Genomic DNA, 19,988 nt, shown 5'->3' on the forward strand with positions numbered 1-19,988 from the left:
TATGAGCTTTATAACCGATAAACAAACCATCGACGATTTGAATGTTTTCTCCAAATCGGGGAGCGATTCAATCTACCATATTTTTAATAAAACTTATACCCAGGGCGGAGCTTCCTTGCTGGAAGATATGTTCCGGAACCCACTTTCGGATGATCAGTCGATTAACGATCGGGTGGCCATTTTACGGTATTTCCAGGAAAGTAAAACGGAATTTCCTTTACAAGGGAATCGCTTTGAAGAAGCCGAACGATATTTAGGAAATACAGATCCACGTAGCCGCCTATCTAACCAGGGCTTTAGTATGGCCGATTTTAAAGCAGCCGGACAAAGCGTAGAGGCTCTGATCGAAATTTTGAAGGGACTGAAAAGGTTTATGCTGGAGATTGAGCCTAAAGTGTCGGCTAATCCTTATGCCAAGCAAGTGGAGCTGGTGATCACTTTGTTGAAAGCCAAAGAGCTGGAACTCATTTTTGCTGATCATGGCAAAGGCAAAATCTCTTCTGGCAAAATTGTAGAATATGATAATATTTTGCGATTCCAGCAACGTGCCTTGATGGAAAAAATACTCCAGCACATTTATCACCTGGATGTATACATTTCCATTGCCCGGGTGGCCAGCGAAAGAGATTATATATTTGCCACAGCATTAAAGCGCGATGCCAACCGGTTGAGCTTACAGGGTGTTTATCATCCCTTATTACATAAACCAGTTGCCAATTCATTAGAAATGACGCCCGAAAGTAACATTGTGTTCCTAACGGGGGCCAATATGGGGGGTAAATCGACTTTCATGAAATCGCTGAGCATTGCCATGTACCTGGCACATCTGGGTTTTCCTATTGCGGCAAAGCAAATGGAGTTCTCTGTGTGCGATGGTATGTATACCACCATCAACCTGCCGGATAACCTGGCCATGGGGGCCAGTCATTTCTATGCGGAAGTACTACGGGTAAAGAAAGTAGCGGTAGAGCTTGGCGCAGGTAAAAATCTCTTTGTGGTATTTGATGAGTTGTTTAGAGGGACCAATGTGAAGGATGCTTATGAAGGCACCATTGCCATCATGGAAGCTTTTGCTAAAAAGCCACATTCCTTATTTGTGATTTCAACGCACATTATGGAAGCTGGGTCGGTGTTAAGAGAAAGATGCAATAACATGATCTTCCGGTATTTGCCCACACGTATGGAGAACGGTAAGCCCGTTTATACCTATACGCTTACCGAAGGGATTACGGATGACCGTCATGGGATGATCATCATCAATAACGAAGGGGTAATAGAACTCATCAAAGATGAAAAGCAAACGAAACAACAGCATCCTAACTTTCTCGCAGATAAGCAAACAGTAGAAGATTTGAACCTGCAGGGTAAGTTTAAACAACAATCCGTTTATAGCTTATTCAATCACCTGCAAACCCGGGGCGGAGAAAAGGTGCTGGAAGGCATGTTTGCCCGTCCGCTGAATAACGTGGAGCAGATCAATAAGCGTAGTGCGCTGTTTGCTTTTATTCAGCAACATAACATCATTTTTCCGGTGATCCGTTCGCAGGTGGAATCGATGGAAGATTACCTGGCTGGAGGAGCTGGCGCTGCTTTGCCAAGAGTAGCCTGGGGGATTTTCGCCAAGAAATTTAAACAAGTGCTTTTTCACAATGCCGAATTGTTGCAGCTGCAAGCCGGACAATCGGTAACCATTGAAGTGTTGCAGGCTTTTAGAGATTTCTTCTCTGAACTGAAAGGAAAAGCAGGTGTTTCAGTATATCAGGGTGATTTAGATACCGCATTGAGAGTGTTACAAGATTCAAGATTACAAGGGATATTAGATGCTCCTGAAGGTCAGCTTTCGCTGATGCAGCTGATCCGCAATGACTATGTGATCCGTCATGCGATGATCAGTCAGATGGAAGGCTTATTGAAATTGATTTATGAGCTGGATGTGTATGTCGGCGTAGCCGCTGTAGCGGCAGATCAGGGTTTTGTATATGCCAAAGCCTTACCAGTCGCACAGATGTTATTAGATATGGAAGGTTTCCGCCATCCTGCCTTAAAAAATGGGGTAAGCAATAACTTACATTTAACACGCGAACGCAATATGTTGTTCCTCACCGGGGCCAATATGGCGGGTAAATCTACTTTTATGAAATCTATGGGAATTGCTGTTTACCTGGCGCACATGGGTTTCCCGATAGCGGCGAGACGTATGGAGTTTTCGGTAAAAGATGGACTGTTCTCTTCAATTAACGTGTCGGATAACCTGGATATGGGCTACAGTCATTTTTATGCAGAAGTATTGCGTACAAAAACGGTTGCTAAAGCAGTCAGTGAATCGGAAGACTTATACGTATTGTTTGATGAGTTGTTTAAAGGAACGAATGTGAAGGATGCTTACGACGCTACTTTGGCGGTTACGAAAGCTTTCTCTGAGAACAGGAACAGCTTCTTTGTGGTATCCACCCACATCATTGAAGTTGGGGAAGCCTTAGGCAAAGTATCGGATAATGTACAATTCTCTTTCTTGCCTACGGTAATGAAAGATGGTGTACCTACCTATCCATATACACTGGCCAGTGGAATCACTACCGACAGACAAGGTATGATCATCATCGAAAATGAAAAGATTGTAGAGATTATTAAAGCAGAACAATATGTTAATTAAATATAGATTTTTAGGCTTACTGTCTGTTGGGGCCTTTTGTATGTTTTTGGCTTGTAAAACTCAGCTGGATAACCAGGCCTTGTCTCTTGATCCTGAATTGAGGACCGGGAAGCTGGCCAATGGATTTACCTATTACATCCGCAAAAATAAAAGCCCGGAAAAAAGGGTCATGATGTACCTGGCCGTAAAGGCAGGTTCTATTCTGGAAACAGATCAGCAAAGAGGAGTAGCCCATTTTATAGAGCACATGAGTTTTAACGGGACTAAACATTTTCCTAAAAAGGAACTCTCCAATTACCTGGAAAAATCAGGGGTGCGTTTTGGTGCAGACATCAATGCCAATACTGGCCCTGATGAAACTGTATACCAGCTGCCATTGCCATCTGATAATCCTGAACTGCTTAACAACGGTTTACAGATTATGCGGGACTGGGCACAAGATGCGAATATAGAAGCAGAAGATGTGGAAAAGGAGCGTCATGTGATTTTAGAAGAAAAGCGTGTCCGCCAGGGTATGCAGCAACGTTACGAAGAAAAAAGCATACAGTTGTGTAGCAATGGATCCCGATATGGATCGCGTTTGCCGATTGGAACAGAGGAAGTTATTTCGAAGGTCACACCAGAAGAAATCCGTAGTTTTTATAAAGATTGGTACCGTCCAAATTTACAGGCTTTAATTGTTGTAGGGGATATTGATGCCGATCAGATGGAGAAAGCCATCAAAGCGAAGTTTGCGGACCTGAAAAACCCGGAAAAAGAGAAAGAGCGCCCAATATATCGCGCAGAATTGACTGGTAAAAACCAGTATATGCAGTTCATAGACCCGGAATTTGGTGGTATTGGTGTAGAGATTTTAATGAAACAGAAGCAAGCTGTAATGGCTACCACATCAGACTACCGCAACGCGCTGCTGAAAAACCTATTGGGACAAATGATCAATGCGAGGTTCAGGCAAATGCCATTCGCCACATTTACTTCATTAACCGGTGGACTTTCTGCTTTCTCAGTTAACCTAGGCACCAAGCCCGCCGAGACACAGCCATCGTTACAGGGTGTTTGGCTAGAGCTGCGCCGGATGCAGGAGCAGGGCTTTTTGCAAACTGAACTGGACCGCGTGAAAAAGAGCTACCAGCAAAGAATGGCTGATGCACTGAAAGAGCATGATAAAACGGCTTCCGAAGTGCTGATCAAACCTTATCTACAACATTTCCTGACAGGCAATATTGCTCCCGGAATTGCTAAGGAATATGAACTAACCAGTCAGCTATTGCCTGATATTACCCTAACAGAAATTAACGACTTATTGAAATCTTATCTGAAGGATACCGATCGCGATATCATCGTGAAATCTTCTGAAGAAAATAAAGCTTTTCTACCAGATGAGGCTACTGTATTGAGTTGGATAGATGCAGTTTATACGGCTCCCTTAAGTCCATTTGTGGATGAAATACAGGACCTTCCATTGTTGAAAAAAACACCCGTTCCAGGTAAGATTACTAGCTTGGAAGATTTTGGAAAAATCGGCGTGCAGAAGATTACGCTGAGCAATGGTGTAACTGTATGGTTAAAGAAAACCAATTTCCAGAATGATCAGATCTTGTTTAAAGGGCTTGCCGAGGGTGGAGCTTCTCTATATCCAGATGCAGATCATCAAAATGCCATTAATGCCGCAAATGTAGTGTCGGTTTCGGGTGCAGGAAACTATAATGCCGAGCAGCTTAGTAAATTGTTTACTGGTAGGCAGGTACAGGTAAGTCCTTTTGTGAATGATCTTTATCAGGGATTTAGCGGTGGTAGCTCTAAAGAAGAGCTGGCAACCACGCTTGAACTGCTCAATGCTTATTTTACGGAACCCCGAAAGGACCAGGAAGCATTCGATGTATTGATTGGTCGCACCAAAGAACAATTGGCCAATAAGGGAAGTAATCCGGCCCAGGTATTTATGGATGCGGTAAGCTTGGTGTTGGGCAACTATCATGTCCGCAAACAGCCTCGAAGCATAAACAGCATAAATGCCGTTAAGCTGGATAGAGCCTATGAGATTTACAAAGAGCGTTTCTCTGACGCTTCCGGTTTTAATTTCTTTTTTGTGGGGAACATAGATTTGGAAACGATGAAACCTTTATTGGAGAAATACCTGGGTTCATTGCCTGCAAAAGGATTGAAAGAAAAAGCTCGCGACCTGAACATTAACATTCCTGCAGGCCGGATTGCTAAGACCGTATACAAAGGTACGGCACAGAAATCAAGCGTGATGCTGGTTTATTCTGGTCCTTTTGATTACAGTTTTGACAATACGTTTAAGATGAATGCCATTGCCGATGCCCTGAAGATTAGCATTACGCAGCGACTTCGCGATCAGGAGGGTGGTACTTATACACCAAACGTACAAATGAGCATGACCAAATACCTGAAAAGCAGGTTTAGTCTGACCATTTCCTTTGATTGTGCCCCGCAGAATGTAGATCAATTGATTGTCTCGGCACAGGATGAATTAAATAAAATGAGAACATCAGGCCCCTCTGCCGAAAACCTACAAAAATTTAAAGCGGTAAGTAAATCAGGACTGCAAAGCGGTTCAACAAATAACGGATACTGGTTGGATTACCTGGTTTCAAGGAACATCAATAAAGAGCCCTTAACACAGTTTTTTGACTATGAAACCGCGATAAATAATATGACGGTTCAATCTATTAAGCAGGTGGCAGCCACTTACATTCAGGATAAAAACTATGTAAAGCTGGTATTGATGCCAGAAAAAACTAACCATTGATATACGAAATATGAAGAAAATTATACAAATAGCCAGGCTGGAGCTCAGCCTGCTATTTTATTCACCAATAGCCTGGTTATTGATCATTGTGCTCATTACACAGTTAAACCTGGCTTTTATGCCAGGCATCCCCGGACTGGTGCAAGGAGGGACATTTGGTTTTTTAACTACAATTTATGCCAATGTTCCGGATAAAACGAATCTCCTGACCCAAATTTTGGAATACCTGTACCTCTACATTCCTTTGATTACCATGGGGATTATCAGCAAGGAAACCAGTAGTGGAAGTATAAAATTACTTTATTCTTCCCCGGTAAAACTAAGCCAGGTGATTTATGGGAAGTTTATTTCCATGCTCATTTATAACCTGGTGATTATAGGCATACTCGTTTTGTTTATGTTGATTGGCGCCGTGTTCTTCGTTAATTTTGATTATCCACATGCCTTGGTTGGGCTGTTGGCTATTTTCCTGTTGTTAAGCGCTTATGCAGCGATAGGGATTTTTGTATCTAGCTTAACCACTTATCAGGCAGTAGCCGCGATTAGCACGTTTGTGATGCTGGCTTTTATGAATTACATAGGAACGCTTGGACAGGATCTTGATTTTATCCGTGATTTGACGCATAGTCTTTCCATGCCTAGTCGTACCGAGCGTATGATTGCAGGATTGTTAAATACCCGTGATGTGATTTATTATGTGGTGATTTCGGGAATGTTTCTGGCATTTACCATTACAAAATTGGAACTGGAACGGCTGTCCAGATCGTTTTTACAACAGGCTAGCCGATATGCACTGATCTTATTGGTCGGTTTAAGCATTGCCTATGTCAGTTCGCGTCAGCCGATGATCGGATATTATGATGCCACGGCCACTAAAACAAATACCATTACTAAAGTCTCACAGGAGATCCTTAAAAATATGGGTGAGGAGCCCATTGAAGTAACTACCTACGTTAATGGATTAGACGATTCTTATTTTAGAGGAGCGCCTATTGAACGCATTTCTAATATTGCCCGTTGGGAATCTTATCTGCGATTTAAACCTAACATTAAGCTGAAATGGGTTTATTATTATGACAGTGTTCCTGGCGTTACGCCACAATTGATTGAACAGAAAGTAAGCTTCAATAAGTACGTAACTATCATGGCTGATTTGCAACAAATCGATATTACTGATTTTTTGAGTCCGCAAGAACTTAAAGCGCAGGTTGATTTGCGTGGAGAAAGTGCCCGTTTGGTGATGCAATTGAAATATAAAGGGAAGACTACTTTTTTACGGACATTTCCTGCCCCTGATAATCAATTTTGGCCATCTGAAGCCGAAACCGGAGCTGCTTTAAAGCGATTGATTGTTACCGCACCTAAGCTTGTTTTTGCTACAGATGGTTATCAACGCAGTATGGATAAAATGGGCGATCGGGATTACAAGGTATTGGCTAATAGTAAGTATTCCAGAAGTTCATTGGTTAATCAGGGTTTTGATGTAGACAGCGTTTCTTTGGAACGTAATGAGATTCCGAAAGATATTGCTGCCTTGATCATTGCTGATCCAAGGGTGGAGTTTACTGCGGTTGCCAAAACAAAGCTTCAAAAATATATTGCTGACGGTGGAAACCTGATGATTGCCGGAGAACCGGGTAAACAGAACGTTGTTAATTCCTTGCTGGATTCATTGGGTGTTCAAATGCTAAACGGAACCATTGTTCAAAAAAGCAGGGATTATTCTTTTGATCTGGTTACACCAAGTCTGGCTGCGGGCGCTGTAGCTATGGACAAAAGTTTGCAACAGTTTTATATGTATAAAATGGTAGTTTCTATGCCTAATGCTGGCGCGTTAAGCTACGTACCACAGGGAGGCTTTAGCGTTCATCCGCTATTAATGTCTGATGCCCAAACGAGCTGGATCAAGAAAGGCAAGTTTGTCCTAGACTCAGCAACATTGGTAGTTGATCACATCAAGGGTGATCAGGAGGGAAGTTTCCCTACAGCATTGATGCTCACCAGGAATGTGAAGAATAAGGAACAACGGATCATCGTATCTGCTGATGCGGACTTTTTCAGCAATACAGAATTGAGTCGGAACAATCTGCAAACCTTAAATGTCAATTTTGCGATGAGTATATTCCGATGGTTCTCCTATGGAGAGTTTCCAATCGATACCAGTCGCCCAGCTTCAAAAGATAATATGACTACGCTGATTAAGGACTATGTAAAACCGATACAAATCTTGTATTATTTCATCATTCCAGGTGTCATATTCTTAGTAGGCCTTATTTTATTAATCCGCAGAAAACGTAAATAATGATGAACCATCTTTTTCAAACCATTAGCTGGGCGTTTCTCCTTACTATTGGCCGCTATTTTATCATTGCAGGCATCTTTTTTTTAGTTTTTTACCTGCTCTTCCCCAAAAGCCTGCTGCGAAATAAAATTCAAAGCAGGCTGGCAGGTAAGGCCGATTTTCTGAGAGAAATCCTGCACTCCTCTATATCAAGCATCATGCTGGCAGTCACCTCAATTATTGCATTGTCTGACAGACTTAGGCCGCATACCTTTATCTATACTGATTTACATGCTTACCCTTTATGGTGGATTCCAGTGAGCCTTTTGCTAACCTTAGTCGTGCATGACACCTATTTTTACTGGATGCACCGGATATTACACCATAAAAAGTTGTTTAAAGCAACACACTTGGTGCACCACCAATCTACAAATCCTTCTCCCTGGACCTCTTATTCCTTCCATTTCCTGGAAGCCATAGCAGAGGGCGCAGTCATCATTGTGTTGGTGTTTTCTATGCCATTACATCCATTAACGATTGGACTGTTTGCGTTTTCTTCTTTTGTAATTAACGTTTATGGGCATTTGGGCTACGAAATTATGCCTAAAGGGTTCAGAAAGACTTTTCTATTCGAAATCATTAATACTTCTACCTTTCATAATCTGCATCATCAAAAATTCAGAGGTAATTACGGATTGTATTTAAGGATCTGGGATAGGCTGATGAAGACAGAACACCCGGATTATGTAAAACATTATGATTTGCTACAGGAAAAGCGATTTGGACAATAAAAATTAGCGCCTGCACTGCACACACTCTAACCAAAGTATGTGTGCAGGCAGGACTTAATGCTATTTGCTCACTTCAAAACTTGAAGTCGCCCCTTGCCATGCGGCAGTATAGGCTTTGCCATTATGTGTGCCTTCAGTCTTTTCACGAGCTGATACTTCAAGAACATATCTCCCAGGCCAGATCGGGCTAAAAGTTATCACTCCGTTTTCATCAGTTGTTACTTCTTTGCTCCAACCTTCAGGAGAAAATACCGATACTGTTGTCTTAGCAAGAGGCTTACCGTTTGCTATAGCTTTTATTTGTATAGGAGCATTAACCTTGTAGGTTTTAGCCTCAACAGTATGCACCTTAAGAGATACTGGAATGGTAGCAACATCTACAGCGCTTGGTTTACCAACTGTTACGATGGCAGCGGCTATAAATTCATACTTTGTAGTTCCGCCAAGCTCTGCGGCTTCATGGCTAACAGTCAATACGTATTGCCCATTTCCTTCGGGAGCAAAGCTTGCGCTGTAAAAATTAGTTCCAGGAGTGGTTGTCAGTTTAATTTTTTCTTTCCCCGGAGCTGTTAGCCATAAAGTAAAGTCTTTAACATTGGAGTACCATTTGGCTGTTTCTTCGCGTTCGTTAGTCGCGTATTCTCCATAATATACCTTTACCTCCTGGGCCTGCCCAGTTTTTCCTGATGAAGCAGTCTCTATCCATAAAGCATGTGCAAATAATTGACTTGTGCCTAGCGTAAATAATAATGCAAGTAATAATGATTTCATATTCTTTTCTATTTAGAATGATTAAAAATTAAGCTAATCTATAAAGTAATTCGAGACTTATGAAATTTATTTAGAATTATTATAAATAAAACGGTAAAGTGCCGTTTGAAAGCGATTAGAGCCCTATGATTGCTGCTCTGTTAAAGCGTTAACGTAAGCCTTAGGCGTATGGCCGAACTGTTTTTTAAATTCACGGCTGAAGTATTTCGGATCATTAAAACCAACCAGGTACGAAACTTCCGATACATTGTACGTTTTTTGAGCAAAGAGTTGGGCCGCCTTTTTTAAGCGGATTGTTTTGATAAAATCATTCACAGATAGATCTGTAATCGCTCTGATTTTTTTATACAATACAGGCTGGCTCATGCCAATATTGGCTGCCAACTCCGGAACACTAAAATCCTGGTCAGACATATGATCCTCTATATACTGCACGATCTTAATCATAAAAGTATGCTCTACAGTGCTAACCTTAATGTTTTGAGGCTGTAGGCTGACCTCTTTACTAAACTTTTGTCGCATCGTTGCCCTCGATTGGAGTAGGTTTCTGATGTTTAGCTTTAATAAATCAATATTGAAAGGTTTGGTGATGTAGCAGTCGGCACCAGTTTCTAATCCATCTACCTGATGAATCTGAGATGATTTTGCAGTAAGTAAAATTACTGGGATATGGCTGGTACGCTCATCAGTTTTTAGCTTTTTGCACAGTTCCAATCCATCCATTACCGGCATCATCACATCACAAATAATCAAATCAGGAAGCAACTCCGTTGCTGTTTCCCAACCATCTAATCCATCTACACTTTCATGAACGCGATAGTCGTTTTCTAGCAAGCCTATAAGCATCTGCCTGATCTCTGGATTGTCCTCAACAATTAAAATCGTTTCGGCTGTGGTAATCCTTGTCTCCTTTTCAATTGCCTCCACAGCAACAGGAACGGTATAAATTGTATTTTCCGAATGGTGGTATTGTGTATCTATTAACTCAGTGTTTTTAAAATGACTTTTGCCTTTTTTAAGCGTTAAGGTAAAGCAAGTATCACCAGGTTGAACTGATGTTGCAGGAGTACTCTCAATACCTATACTTCCCTGATGAGATTCTACAATGCTTTTAGACAGTGCCAGACCTATACCAGAGCCAATATGTCCCGATCCCTGCTCATCAACTTGAAAAAAGTCGCTAAACAACTTCTGCTGACTCTCCTGTGGAATGCCTTTTCCATTATCTCTAACTTTTAGGATCACCTCTTGCGCGCGCTCTTCAATAGAAACGTGGATGCTGCCTTGGTCTTTTGTAAATTTAAACGCATTAGAAAGCAAGTTAAATAGCACTTTCTCTAACTGGACCTTATCGAAATACAGTTCAATAAACTCCTGCTTATGCTCAAACGTATAATGAATATTGCGAGTGTCAGCTAGATGCTGAAAAGCATGAAAAATCTCCTGTGTAAACTCTATAATATTGCCACTGGCAACGTGTAATTTTAAATGACCGGTCTCAGCTTTTCTAAAGTCCATTAGCTCTGTGATGAGCCTCATTAGTCGGTCTGCGTTATTTTTAATAGGAAGTATCTGCTTGTTAATTTCAGGATTGTCCTTTGTTGTTTTTAGCAGATGCTCAAGTGGCCCAAGAATCAAGGTTAGGGGAGTGCGTATTTCATGAGACACATAAGTGAAGAAGTTCAATTTCATCTTTTGTACATCCTCCGACCTTTTGAGTAATGCCCGGATAAAAAGATACCTTACCGTAAGGAACAAGATGGTAGAAAATATAAGTGCATAAAGTACATATGCCCACCAGCTGGCCCATATCGGTGGCAGAATCTTTATCTCAATGCTGGCTTGGTTGCTCCCCGCTATTCCATCATTATTTAAACCCTTAACGATAAAATGATAGTTGCCGGAAGGTAAATTGGTGTATATGGCACTCGGGTTGCTGGTATAGTTCCACTGCTCATCGTAGCCCTCTAATTTGTAGGCATATTTATTTTTGTCGGGCTTGATGTAATTTAATAATGCAAAGCCCAAGGTAAAGTGATTCTGATCGTGTTTAAAGGTGATCTCTTTGGTATTCAGAATTTGTTCCTTTAAAAGCTGATCAGGCCCGCCCACCTCTACAGGTTGGTTAAATAATTTTAGGCCCGTAAAAACAAGAGGTGCTTTATAGTTATTCGTTTCAATTTCTTTAGGATGAAAAGAACTGAGGCCATTTAGTCCCCCTAAAAAGATCTCGCCTTTACTATCTTTAAAGTAAGACCTGGCATTAAACTCGTTCCCTGCCAGTCCATCACTCTTTGTATAATTTCTAAACTTTCCGGTGTTTAAATTTAACTGCGATAAGCCATTGGCCGTACTGATCCATAGATGGCCTGCATCATCCTCAACAATACCAAGTACATTGTTATTGGCCAGACCATCCACTTCCGTATAAGTTTTAAAATGGTTTGTCTGCTCGTTATATATACTGATGCCCCCAAAATAAGTACCTACGCAGATCAAGCCCTTAGCTGTTTGAACCACACAATTGATATAATCAGACTTCAACCGGGTGCTATCATTCTCATTCTTTGTAAAAGGACTTAAAAGTCTGGTGCTAAAATTATACCGATACAAACCGGCAGATGTGCCTAGCCATAGATTTTTCTTTTGATCCTCAAAAAGAACCTGTATACCTTTTTTCTTTTTTAAATACTTACCTAGAACACTCTTTGTGGTGTGATCGGGGAAAATTCCATGCTGTCTCCTTAAAATGGATAGCCCATTTTGAGAGCCAATCCATATCGTGCCATAACTATCCTGTCGCAAAGCCACAATTTCGGCAGTACCGGGAGAATTTTTAGCGTCTTTTACATTGATAATGCGTTTAAACTTTCCTGTTTTGGGATTAAAAATATTTAACCCACCATAATGCGTCCCAATAATGAGCTCACCTTTGCCCGAATTCTCTTTGCACATGATTTTAATCAGGTTAGAGGTGATACTGTTTGGATCGTTAGGGTTTGTTTTGTAGCTCGTATAAGTATTGGTCTTTCTGTCCAGGTAATCTAAACCACCACCCTCAGTTGCGATCCACAAGTTGTTGCGTTCATCCTCCACTATAGAGCTGAGGATGTTGCTGCTGATGCTGGATTTTAACTTGCTGTTGTGGTAAGCTTTAAATTTCGTAGCAATCAGGTGACTATAATTAACACCACCAAAATAGGTGCCTACCCACATGGTCTGGTTACCATCCTGATATATACTGTGCACAGAGTTGTGACTGATGCTATTTTTTAACTCAGGATCATGCTGATAATTAGTAAAGGTTTTGCTTACCGGATCTAGAATGCTTAATCCTTCCTGAGTGCCAATCCAAAGCATTCCCTGTTTATCTCTGGTTATGGTTCTGACATCGTTATGGACAATAGAATTCGGGTTATTATTGTCATGGCTATAAACAGTAAAGGATTTGGTCGAGTAATTATATAAGCATACCCCATTGCCCGTTCCTATCCATAAATTGTTTTGGGCGTCAGTATTAATACAGGTGACATAATTTGAACTGATCCCAGATTTATTTTCCGAATCGTATTTAAACCGTTCATATTGGTAGTGGCCATTTTTTAAACGCATGCATAACAACCCGCTACCGGTTCCAATCCAGAGGTTGCCGCGAGTATCTTTAAAAATGGCGTAAATGCCTTGAACACTCTCCTCTTTTGTCCCCTTAAACTTGAAAGACTTAAAAGTGTTTTTGTTTTTGTCTGTTAAAAGGTTAAGCTCACCTAAAGTCCCCACCCATAAATTTTTGTCAGGGTCTTCATAAAGGCATTCGATACCACCTTGGCTTAGGCCTCGCTTTGACCGGGTTGGGATCTGTATAAAAGTATCGGTTCCGGAATCATATCTATTTAGTCCATTAGCTGTTCCTACCCATAAGGTTCCTTCAGTATCAGTCAATAAAGCTTGAACCTCATTATTGGAGAGACTGCTTCGGTCTGCTGGATGATTGATATAGTTTTTAAACTGGTGGCCATCATATCGGTTTAGCCCCTGCCGTGTACCGAACCACATAAAGTCTGATTTATCCTGAGTAACCGAAATTACTGAGTTTTGCGAAAGCCCATTTTCAATTGTATGGTTACTAAAAGAAAGCGGATGTTGCGCATGGACCGAATGAAAAATTACAGCAAAGGAAAAGCATAAAGTAATCAGTCTCCATTTAACCAGATTCATATTAATCCCTAATAATTAGATGTTTATTGCGCTAAAGATAGAAATATCTGCCTTTGTTAATGATTTTTCTACCTTTTTATTTAGAATTTTCATCTTTTTTAAAGGAATAATATCACAGTTTTGAGTGTCTGAACAATGTAATATTCTGAAGGCGGTATGCTAAATCATATTTAACCCATACTAGACCATAACGCCCTAACCAGCTAATAATAAGTTTATAACTGTTCCGACAAAACAAACTAAGTAATACCTAAACCAAACATGTATGAATAAACATCGACTAATCCCCTGTCAATGTCTCCTTGTGTCTTTTTTTCTTGTTGGTCTTGGTTTTCCGCTAAGTGGATTCGGCTTTCAGGATACTACAAGTCGTTCCAAAAAGGATACGGTGGCAGCGGATTCCGGAAGCGTAAAATTGAGACGCTTTGTATCAGTAAAGAATGTCGATTCATTGCCTTTAAAACAATTAGGCCTGATTCCCTTTAGTTCTCTTCAGCAAGTGATTAAAGGCAGTGTAGCCGGAGTATACGTACAAGAAACCAGCGGCGAACCTGGTACAACAGAACAGAGCATGATGATTAGAGGATTGCCAATGCCGCTCTTATCCAGAAAAGACATTTATCAGGTTCAGCCTACAGTATACCTCAATGGTATTCCGCTGATTCAGGATAATCCCTTTATGTTCGATGTGCAACGGTTCAGCTACCTGCCCATTGGACCGGCAACCAATCTACTTTCTACCATTGATTTAGATAATATAGAATCCATCAATGTAATTAAAGGGGGCGCTGCGGCAGCAGTTTATGGGCCTAGAGCAGCTAATGGAGCCATCTTTATCACCACCAAAAATGCGCAGGAAGGATTGAACCAAATCAGCTTCAATAGTTATTATGGAATGGTGCAGAAAGATCAGGTAACACCTGCCAATGCTAAAAACGAAAATGATTTTAGGATGCCATTTTATAATAAATTCGCCAGCCCAGCGGACATGGATAATTATCCGGCATACCTTAGAGATGCGACCAATGAAAATTATTACGGCCCCTCCAACTGGACAGATCTTTACTATAAAAATAGCCCGGTACACAACATTAACGGAAGCATAACAGGGGGGACAAGCCGTTCAAACTTCCGTTTTTTCGCAGGAAACACCAAAAGTGCCGGAAATGCAGATGATACCAAGCTAGATAAATACGTAGCATCATTCTTTATCAATATGTTGCCATTAAAATGGCTTACAGTTTCCAGCATGATCAATGCCACAAGGCTCGATCGAGATAGAAACAAGTCATTCAGAGATCGTTTTGCCGAAATGCAATACGTTCCTGATCTTTCAAGCCCCATATCGCCCAATAAACTCATTTACGGTAGTTTATTAGATGAATACAAAAACAGAGCAATAGATAAGAATAAAAACAACGCTGTTCAAGGTTATTTCTCGCTAAATGCCAAAATAAAAGATATTGATTTTATTTCCCGTATCGGCTTCGACTATAACGAAGGTTTACGCGATGTGTTTTACCCTTCAACCATGTTTGATGGGAACAATTTTGTCTCTAATTATTTTGGTTACAACCAACGTGTAGTGATTGATAATATATTGAGATATAAATATCACCTCAACGAGCAACAAAGTTTAAACCTCGAAGCAGGCCATTCCTTCCAGGCTGATGTAAACAAATACAACTACGCATTTGGCTACAAAGGATCAAGTGATTACATCAAGATCAATGTGGTAAACGGAGATCCTAAAAGCGATCAATACCTGCTTCCTAAAGATTTTATTGTTTCGCGCTTTACCGATCGTCAGAAATCTAACCTGAGCTCGTTGTATGCCAAGGCCACATATAATTTTAAGGAAGATTTAAGCCTTACGGCTGTAGCCCGTACCGACGGTTCTTCTAATATGCAGCCGAGCGCACGCTGGTTCTTTTCGCCGGCAATCAGTGCAGATTATAACCTGAAAAATACTTTATTAAAAGACAATTCAACTTTTTCTAAACTATTGCTATCTGCATCATGGAGCCGTATAGGGAAGCTAATTTCAGATGATCATTTTGCCGCGGGTCCTCAATATAATGTAGACCTAGGCTGGTCTGGAAATCCTGCATTCTATTCTTACGGAGGGTTCGGGACGTTGTCCAGGCCATATACTACAGGATGGATTGGTTATGATATCCCATGGTCTTACGTGCAAGAAACAAATGTGGGTATAGATGCAGGCTTCTTTAACAACCGCTTGCAAACGCGTTTCGAGCTATATTCAAAAAATAACAACCGTATGCTGTTGCCTATGCCGGTAAATGCCGAGTCGGGTTACACAGCCGCTTACCAAAGTGGGATGGATGTAAACAACAGCGGAGCTGAACTGATCCTGCAAGCCGAGGTATTGAAAGGAACAAAAGGTCAATTGAGTTGGACCAGTAGTTTCAATGCTGCCTATAACCAAAATAAACTGAAAGCCTTGCCTGGCGGAATGTCTGAAATCCTTATTGGAACGCAGAAATTGGTAGTAGGTCAGGCTATAGACAAATTCTGGGTATTGCAAACCCATGGCGTATTTAATTCGGATGTAGAAGTACCTGTAGATCCTAAAACGTTTCAGATTTTTAACTATAAAGGATTGCCTTTCCATGGTGGAGATCCAAGATGGAAAGACCTGAATGGCGATTATACCATTAACGAATCTGATAAAGTACCACTAGGTAATTACATCCCTAAGTTTACGGGTAATTTCTCCAACCAGTTTACTTATGGCGATTTTGGATTGAACTTCAATTTTTACTTTGCCCTTGGTCGTAATATCCTCAATCAGGCCGTTGCCGGTCGCTTCGACTTCATCAACAGAAAAGGAACGAACGACATTGCCGCTGTAGATGAGATTACTTTTTGGCAAACTAATTTTGATGCCTCAAAATATCCGGTATACAATCCATGGAGTGCCGTACAGTCGTATCGTTCGGATCAGGATATCTTTATTGAAAACGGATCATACCTAAAATTACGCTCCGTATCCTTAAGCTACGATCTGGCTCGACTCAGTTTCTTAAATCCAAGAAAAAGAGCGCAAAGTAAATTCCTGGTTTACATGACCGCGACCAATTTATTTACCATTACCCCATATACAGGTGGTGATCCTGAAGTTGTTGGCTATACAGGCATTGATACAGGCTACGGATTATCCATGCCAAAAACATACATATTAGGTATTAAGGTTGATTTATAGATATGAAAAATATGAGGTTTAATACAAAAATAAGTTTCTTCCGCATTTTTTCAGGAGCATTAATCCTGACGGTGCTGATGTCGGGCTGCAATAAAAAGTTGGATATAGATTCAACACACCTGGTAAACGAAAAAAACAACTGGAAATCAATTACCGATACCCGTTCGGCACTGCTGGGAACCTATGGTTTACTAAGAGCAGCAATGGCTGATAAAAACGCACACTGGCTTTACGGCGAATTGCGTAATGGCGATTTTCAGGCCACTTCCAGACTAGATTTGAAAGCAATTATAGGCAGCAATCTAAATGCACCGTATCCAGTTGTACAGTCATTAAGCAGCTGGCGAAGGTTTTATGCCGTAATCAACAGTGCCAATCTCTTTATCGATCGTGCACACGAAGTGATGGCTTTGGATAAGCAGTATACCGAAAAAAATTACCAGGTTGATATCGCCCAGATGCATGCATTACGCGCTTTCGCCTATTTCTACATGACCCGTATTTGGGGTGATGTGCCCTTAATTAAATCTGTTAACGATGGTTCTTTTGAACAAGCCAAACGCACGCCAAAAGAAGACGTATTGGGCTATGCCGAAAGTGAACTGTTAAAAGCAGTACAAGATTTGCCTTACAAATACGGGGATATATTTGATCCCGTTTTTCCGGGGTTGTATTACGGACAAGGAATTGCAGCCTGGAATGGTGTATTGCTAACTAAAGTCTCCGCTTATGCTATTCTGGCACATGTTGCAGTTTGGAACGAACGTTATATAGATGCATCGGGATATGCGCGTTTTGTACTTGACAATGCAAGCAAAGCTGGTTCAAGTTATATGACCACGGCATTGCTAACTAGGGTAGATGGCTTTTTTTACGATAAAAACACCAATCAGATTTTTGGATTGCCCTTTGCCTGGAGCGATAGGGAGGCTAGTCTTGATGGACACATAGAAGACCTTACCCTTGCTGCACCGCTTGTGGTACGACCAGTACCCCAAATGTTTATGCCTGATCAAACAATCCTATCGATTTTTGATGAAGATAAAGATGAACGTTTCTCCATAAACGCTGCTAATGGTAGAGCCGTAACCGATTATTTTACCGGGTTTGGCAGCTCCAATACCATCTTTAGTAAAGTTAAATGTATCCGTAATGCTTCAACAGATGGCTCGCTCGGGCTGTTCAGCTCTGCCATCGTTTTTACCCGTTTGGAAGAGATTGCGTTGCTATATGCGGAGTCCATGGCTGTTTTAGACAATATGGATCCGGCAATAGATGCGTTAGATAATGTACGTCTTTCAAGGGGGTTACCTAGATATACAGGTCCTAATTCGGGAGTCCTTGATGCCATATTTAAGGAACGCAGAAGAGAGCTCATGGGCGAAGGCTGGAGATGGTACGACCAGGTACGTTATAACCGAATTAAAAAGAGCGATACGCAATTCAATAAATTAATCAGTACCAACGGGATTTTCTGGCCAATCAGTCAGGATGTCCTTAGCCGCAATTCTTTACTGGTTCAAAACGAATATTGGAGGTAATCATATGAAAAAGAATATACACTTAATAAAAGGTTTGTTGATCCTGTTTACAGCAATGCTATTTGTTTTAGCCTGTAAAAAGGACAAAGGAGCTTATGATTTCGATAATCAGGTTAACGAATTTGATGGCAATGCATACGAGTACTTAAAGGCGCAGCCAGGAGTATACGATTCACTGCTAAAAGTAGCAGATCGCATTACCTGGCTAAAGGATACGCTAATTACGCCGTCCGACTTTACCATTTTTGCTCCAACCAACCGCAGTTTTACATTGGCGTTGTTAAACCTCAATAACCTGCGTACTACACAGAAAAAGTCCAATATAAATTTAGGTAATGCCAATTTGGATCAGCTCGATACACTATTGAATAGGTATTTTATCAGTGGCAGGTTCTCTACTGATAGTTTACTACTTACTGATGGTGCATCTATGCAAACCATTAAATACGATTATGGAATGCATGCCATGGAGGTCAATTCAAATGCTTATGGCTTTGTACATGGTGGCCCAAAAACCATCAAATACAGCGATGTTAAAGGTTCTCAGTATATCGTAGAATGGCAAAGAACAACCACGCAGGCGGTAAACATTTTTACGCATAATGCGGTGATCCATGTGCTCACGCCCTCACATGAATTTGGGTTTAGTGAATTTACCCTTAGGCTCAATAAATAATAATTATGAATTCAGTTACCAAGATCATGATAAATAAAAAATATACACTGGCCATAGCCCCTGTAATTCTGCTGATCGGATTGCTGGGCGCCTGTAAAAAATTCCTTCCTACAGATCGCGATACATTTAATACGGAGGCACGATTTACTCAAACGGTGTACATGCCCGTGTTAGGACGTACAACCTTAATGTCCAATAATTTTGATGCGCAAAGCTCTACCTTACCACTAACCTTCAAAATTGTTAACCCAAGAAATAGCGATGGACTAATTGCTCCCGAGCTGATCAAGCCTTTCGATGTATTGGTTTGGAAAAAGGCTTATACCGGAACGGAGAAAACTTTGGCCGAAATTGAAGGGAAGAGAGTTGTTGAAAAACATCCACTGTTTGAGATCAGAGAGCACTCAGGAGAGTTTATTATGTGGGCGGCGGCAAATGACCGGATTTTAACATCCCTTCCAGATTCTGGATATACTTTCGATGTAGAAGTGACCAATAATGGCGGTCGCAGGTATTTTAACAATATGAAGCTGCAACCCTATAAAGAAAGGGCTAGTGAGCCAAACTCTAAAGACCCAATCACGGGTGGAGATTTAAATAGACAGATTACGCCAACGGGAATATTCAATATGATTGGAGAGCGTACAAATACTGTTTTAATGCCAATGGATATGAACGTCTATATGAAAAAGGTAGGAGAAGGAAACTCATTAACCTTTCGTTTTCAGGATACAGTATTCAATGCAATTAATCCAAACAAATTTAACCTAACCAATTGGAATACATTGGTACATGGTTTCGATATGGAGAAAACAGACACCTATGTAAGATATAAGGTGGCTTATCCAATCCCATTGGTATCTATTCCAACACCATATACTACCCTTGATGGTAAGCAGGCTTCTCTCTCTTTTGCTTATGAGCGCCTGGGTTTTGGGGGTATAAAGCAGATCGCTGGATTTCTTTTCAACTTCAACATCTACCAGCAGGGAGATTGGGAAATCATTTTTTGGTTTAACCGGGATAACCCAAGATTCGAAAATGAATGATGTACACAGATC

The 19,988-nt window shown here is 40.9% G+C and carries 10 protein-coding genes; 8 read left to right on the forward strand and 2 right to left on the reverse strand.

The window, feature by feature from the left end:
• Position 1: 1 nt before the first annotated feature.
• From EZ444_RS27700 to EZ444_RS25360, 4 genes are read left to right on the forward strand one after another with little or no spacing between them, the layout of a single operon-like run.
• The gene (locus tag EZ444_RS27700) at positions 2 to 2,653 is read left to right on the forward strand and encodes a MutS-related protein (protein ID WP_225874844.1); all 2,652 of its coding nucleotides are present in this window, start codon (positions 2 to 4) and stop codon (positions 2,651 to 2,653) included.
• Positions 2,643 to 5,426 (forward strand): M16 family metallopeptidase, encoded by a 2,784-nt coding sequence (locus tag EZ444_RS25350; protein ID WP_131612655.1) that lies wholly within the window; start codon positions 2,643 to 2,645, stop codon positions 5,424 to 5,426. Before EZ444_RS27700 ends, EZ444_RS25350 begins: the two co-directional genes overlap by 11 nt.
• A gap of 10 nt (positions 5,427 to 5,436) precedes the next feature.
• On the forward strand, positions 5,437 to 7,728 hold the full coding sequence (locus EZ444_RS25355) for a Gldg family protein (RefSeq protein WP_131612657.1): 2,292 nt from the start codon (positions 5,437 to 5,439) through the stop codon (positions 7,726 to 7,728).
• Positions 7,728 to 8,498, forward strand: a complete 771-nt coding sequence (locus tag EZ444_RS25360) for a sterol desaturase family protein (RefSeq protein WP_225874845.1) — start codon at positions 7,728 to 7,730, stop codon at positions 8,496 to 8,498. The genes EZ444_RS25355 and EZ444_RS25360 overlap by 1 nt, the downstream gene beginning before the upstream one ends.
• A gap of 60 nt (positions 8,499 to 8,558) precedes the next feature.
• On the opposite strand, the gene EZ444_RS25365 is transcribed toward EZ444_RS25360, so the two are convergent.
• Together EZ444_RS25365 and EZ444_RS25370 are read right to left on the reverse strand one after the other, a co-directional pair.
• Positions 8,559 to 9,269 carry a DUF4198 domain-containing protein gene (locus EZ444_RS25365; RefSeq protein WP_131612659.1) on the reverse strand — a complete coding sequence of 237 codons (711 nt, stop codon included), beginning with the start codon at positions 9,267 to 9,269 and terminating at the stop codon, positions 8,559 to 8,561.
• Positions 9,270 to 9,392: 123 nt separating this feature from the next.
• Positions 9,393 to 13,484 (reverse strand): hybrid sensor histidine kinase/response regulator transcription factor, encoded by a 4,092-nt coding sequence (locus EZ444_RS25370; protein ID WP_131612661.1) that lies wholly within the window; start codon positions 13,482 to 13,484, stop codon positions 9,393 to 9,395.
• A gap of 265 nt (positions 13,485 to 13,749) precedes the next feature.
• Between EZ444_RS25370 and EZ444_RS25375 the strand changes: the two genes are divergently transcribed.
• From EZ444_RS25375 to EZ444_RS25390, 4 genes are read left to right on the forward strand one after another with little or no spacing between them, the layout of a single operon-like run.
• Positions 13,750 to 16,710 (forward strand): SusC/RagA family TonB-linked outer membrane protein, encoded by a 2,961-nt coding sequence (locus tag EZ444_RS25375; protein WP_131612663.1) that lies wholly within the window; start codon positions 13,750 to 13,752, stop codon positions 16,708 to 16,710.
• Between the two features lie 11 nt (positions 16,711 to 16,721).
• Positions 16,722 to 18,251, forward strand: a complete 1,530-nt coding sequence (locus EZ444_RS25380) for a RagB/SusD family nutrient uptake outer membrane protein (RefSeq protein WP_225874846.1) — start codon at positions 16,722 to 16,724, stop codon at positions 18,249 to 18,251.
• A 4-nt stretch (positions 18,252 to 18,255) separates the two neighbouring features.
• Complete coding sequence (locus EZ444_RS25385; RefSeq protein ID WP_165503726.1) at positions 18,256 to 18,927, forward strand: fasciclin domain-containing protein; 672 nt, start codon at positions 18,256 to 18,258, stop codon at positions 18,925 to 18,927.
• 5 nt (positions 18,928 to 18,932) lie between these two features.
• Positions 18,933 to 19,976: a DUF5007 domain-containing protein gene (locus tag EZ444_RS25390; RefSeq protein WP_131612669.1), complete on the forward strand. Its 1,044-nt coding sequence runs from the start codon at positions 18,933 to 18,935 to the stop codon at positions 19,974 to 19,976.
• Positions 19,977 to 19,988: the final 12 nt, after the last annotated feature.

The sequence above is a fragment of the Pedobacter hiemivivus genome (assembly GCF_004331685.1).
GTDB lineage: Bacteria > Bacteroidota > Bacteroidia > Sphingobacteriales > Sphingobacteriaceae > Pedobacter > Pedobacter hiemivivus.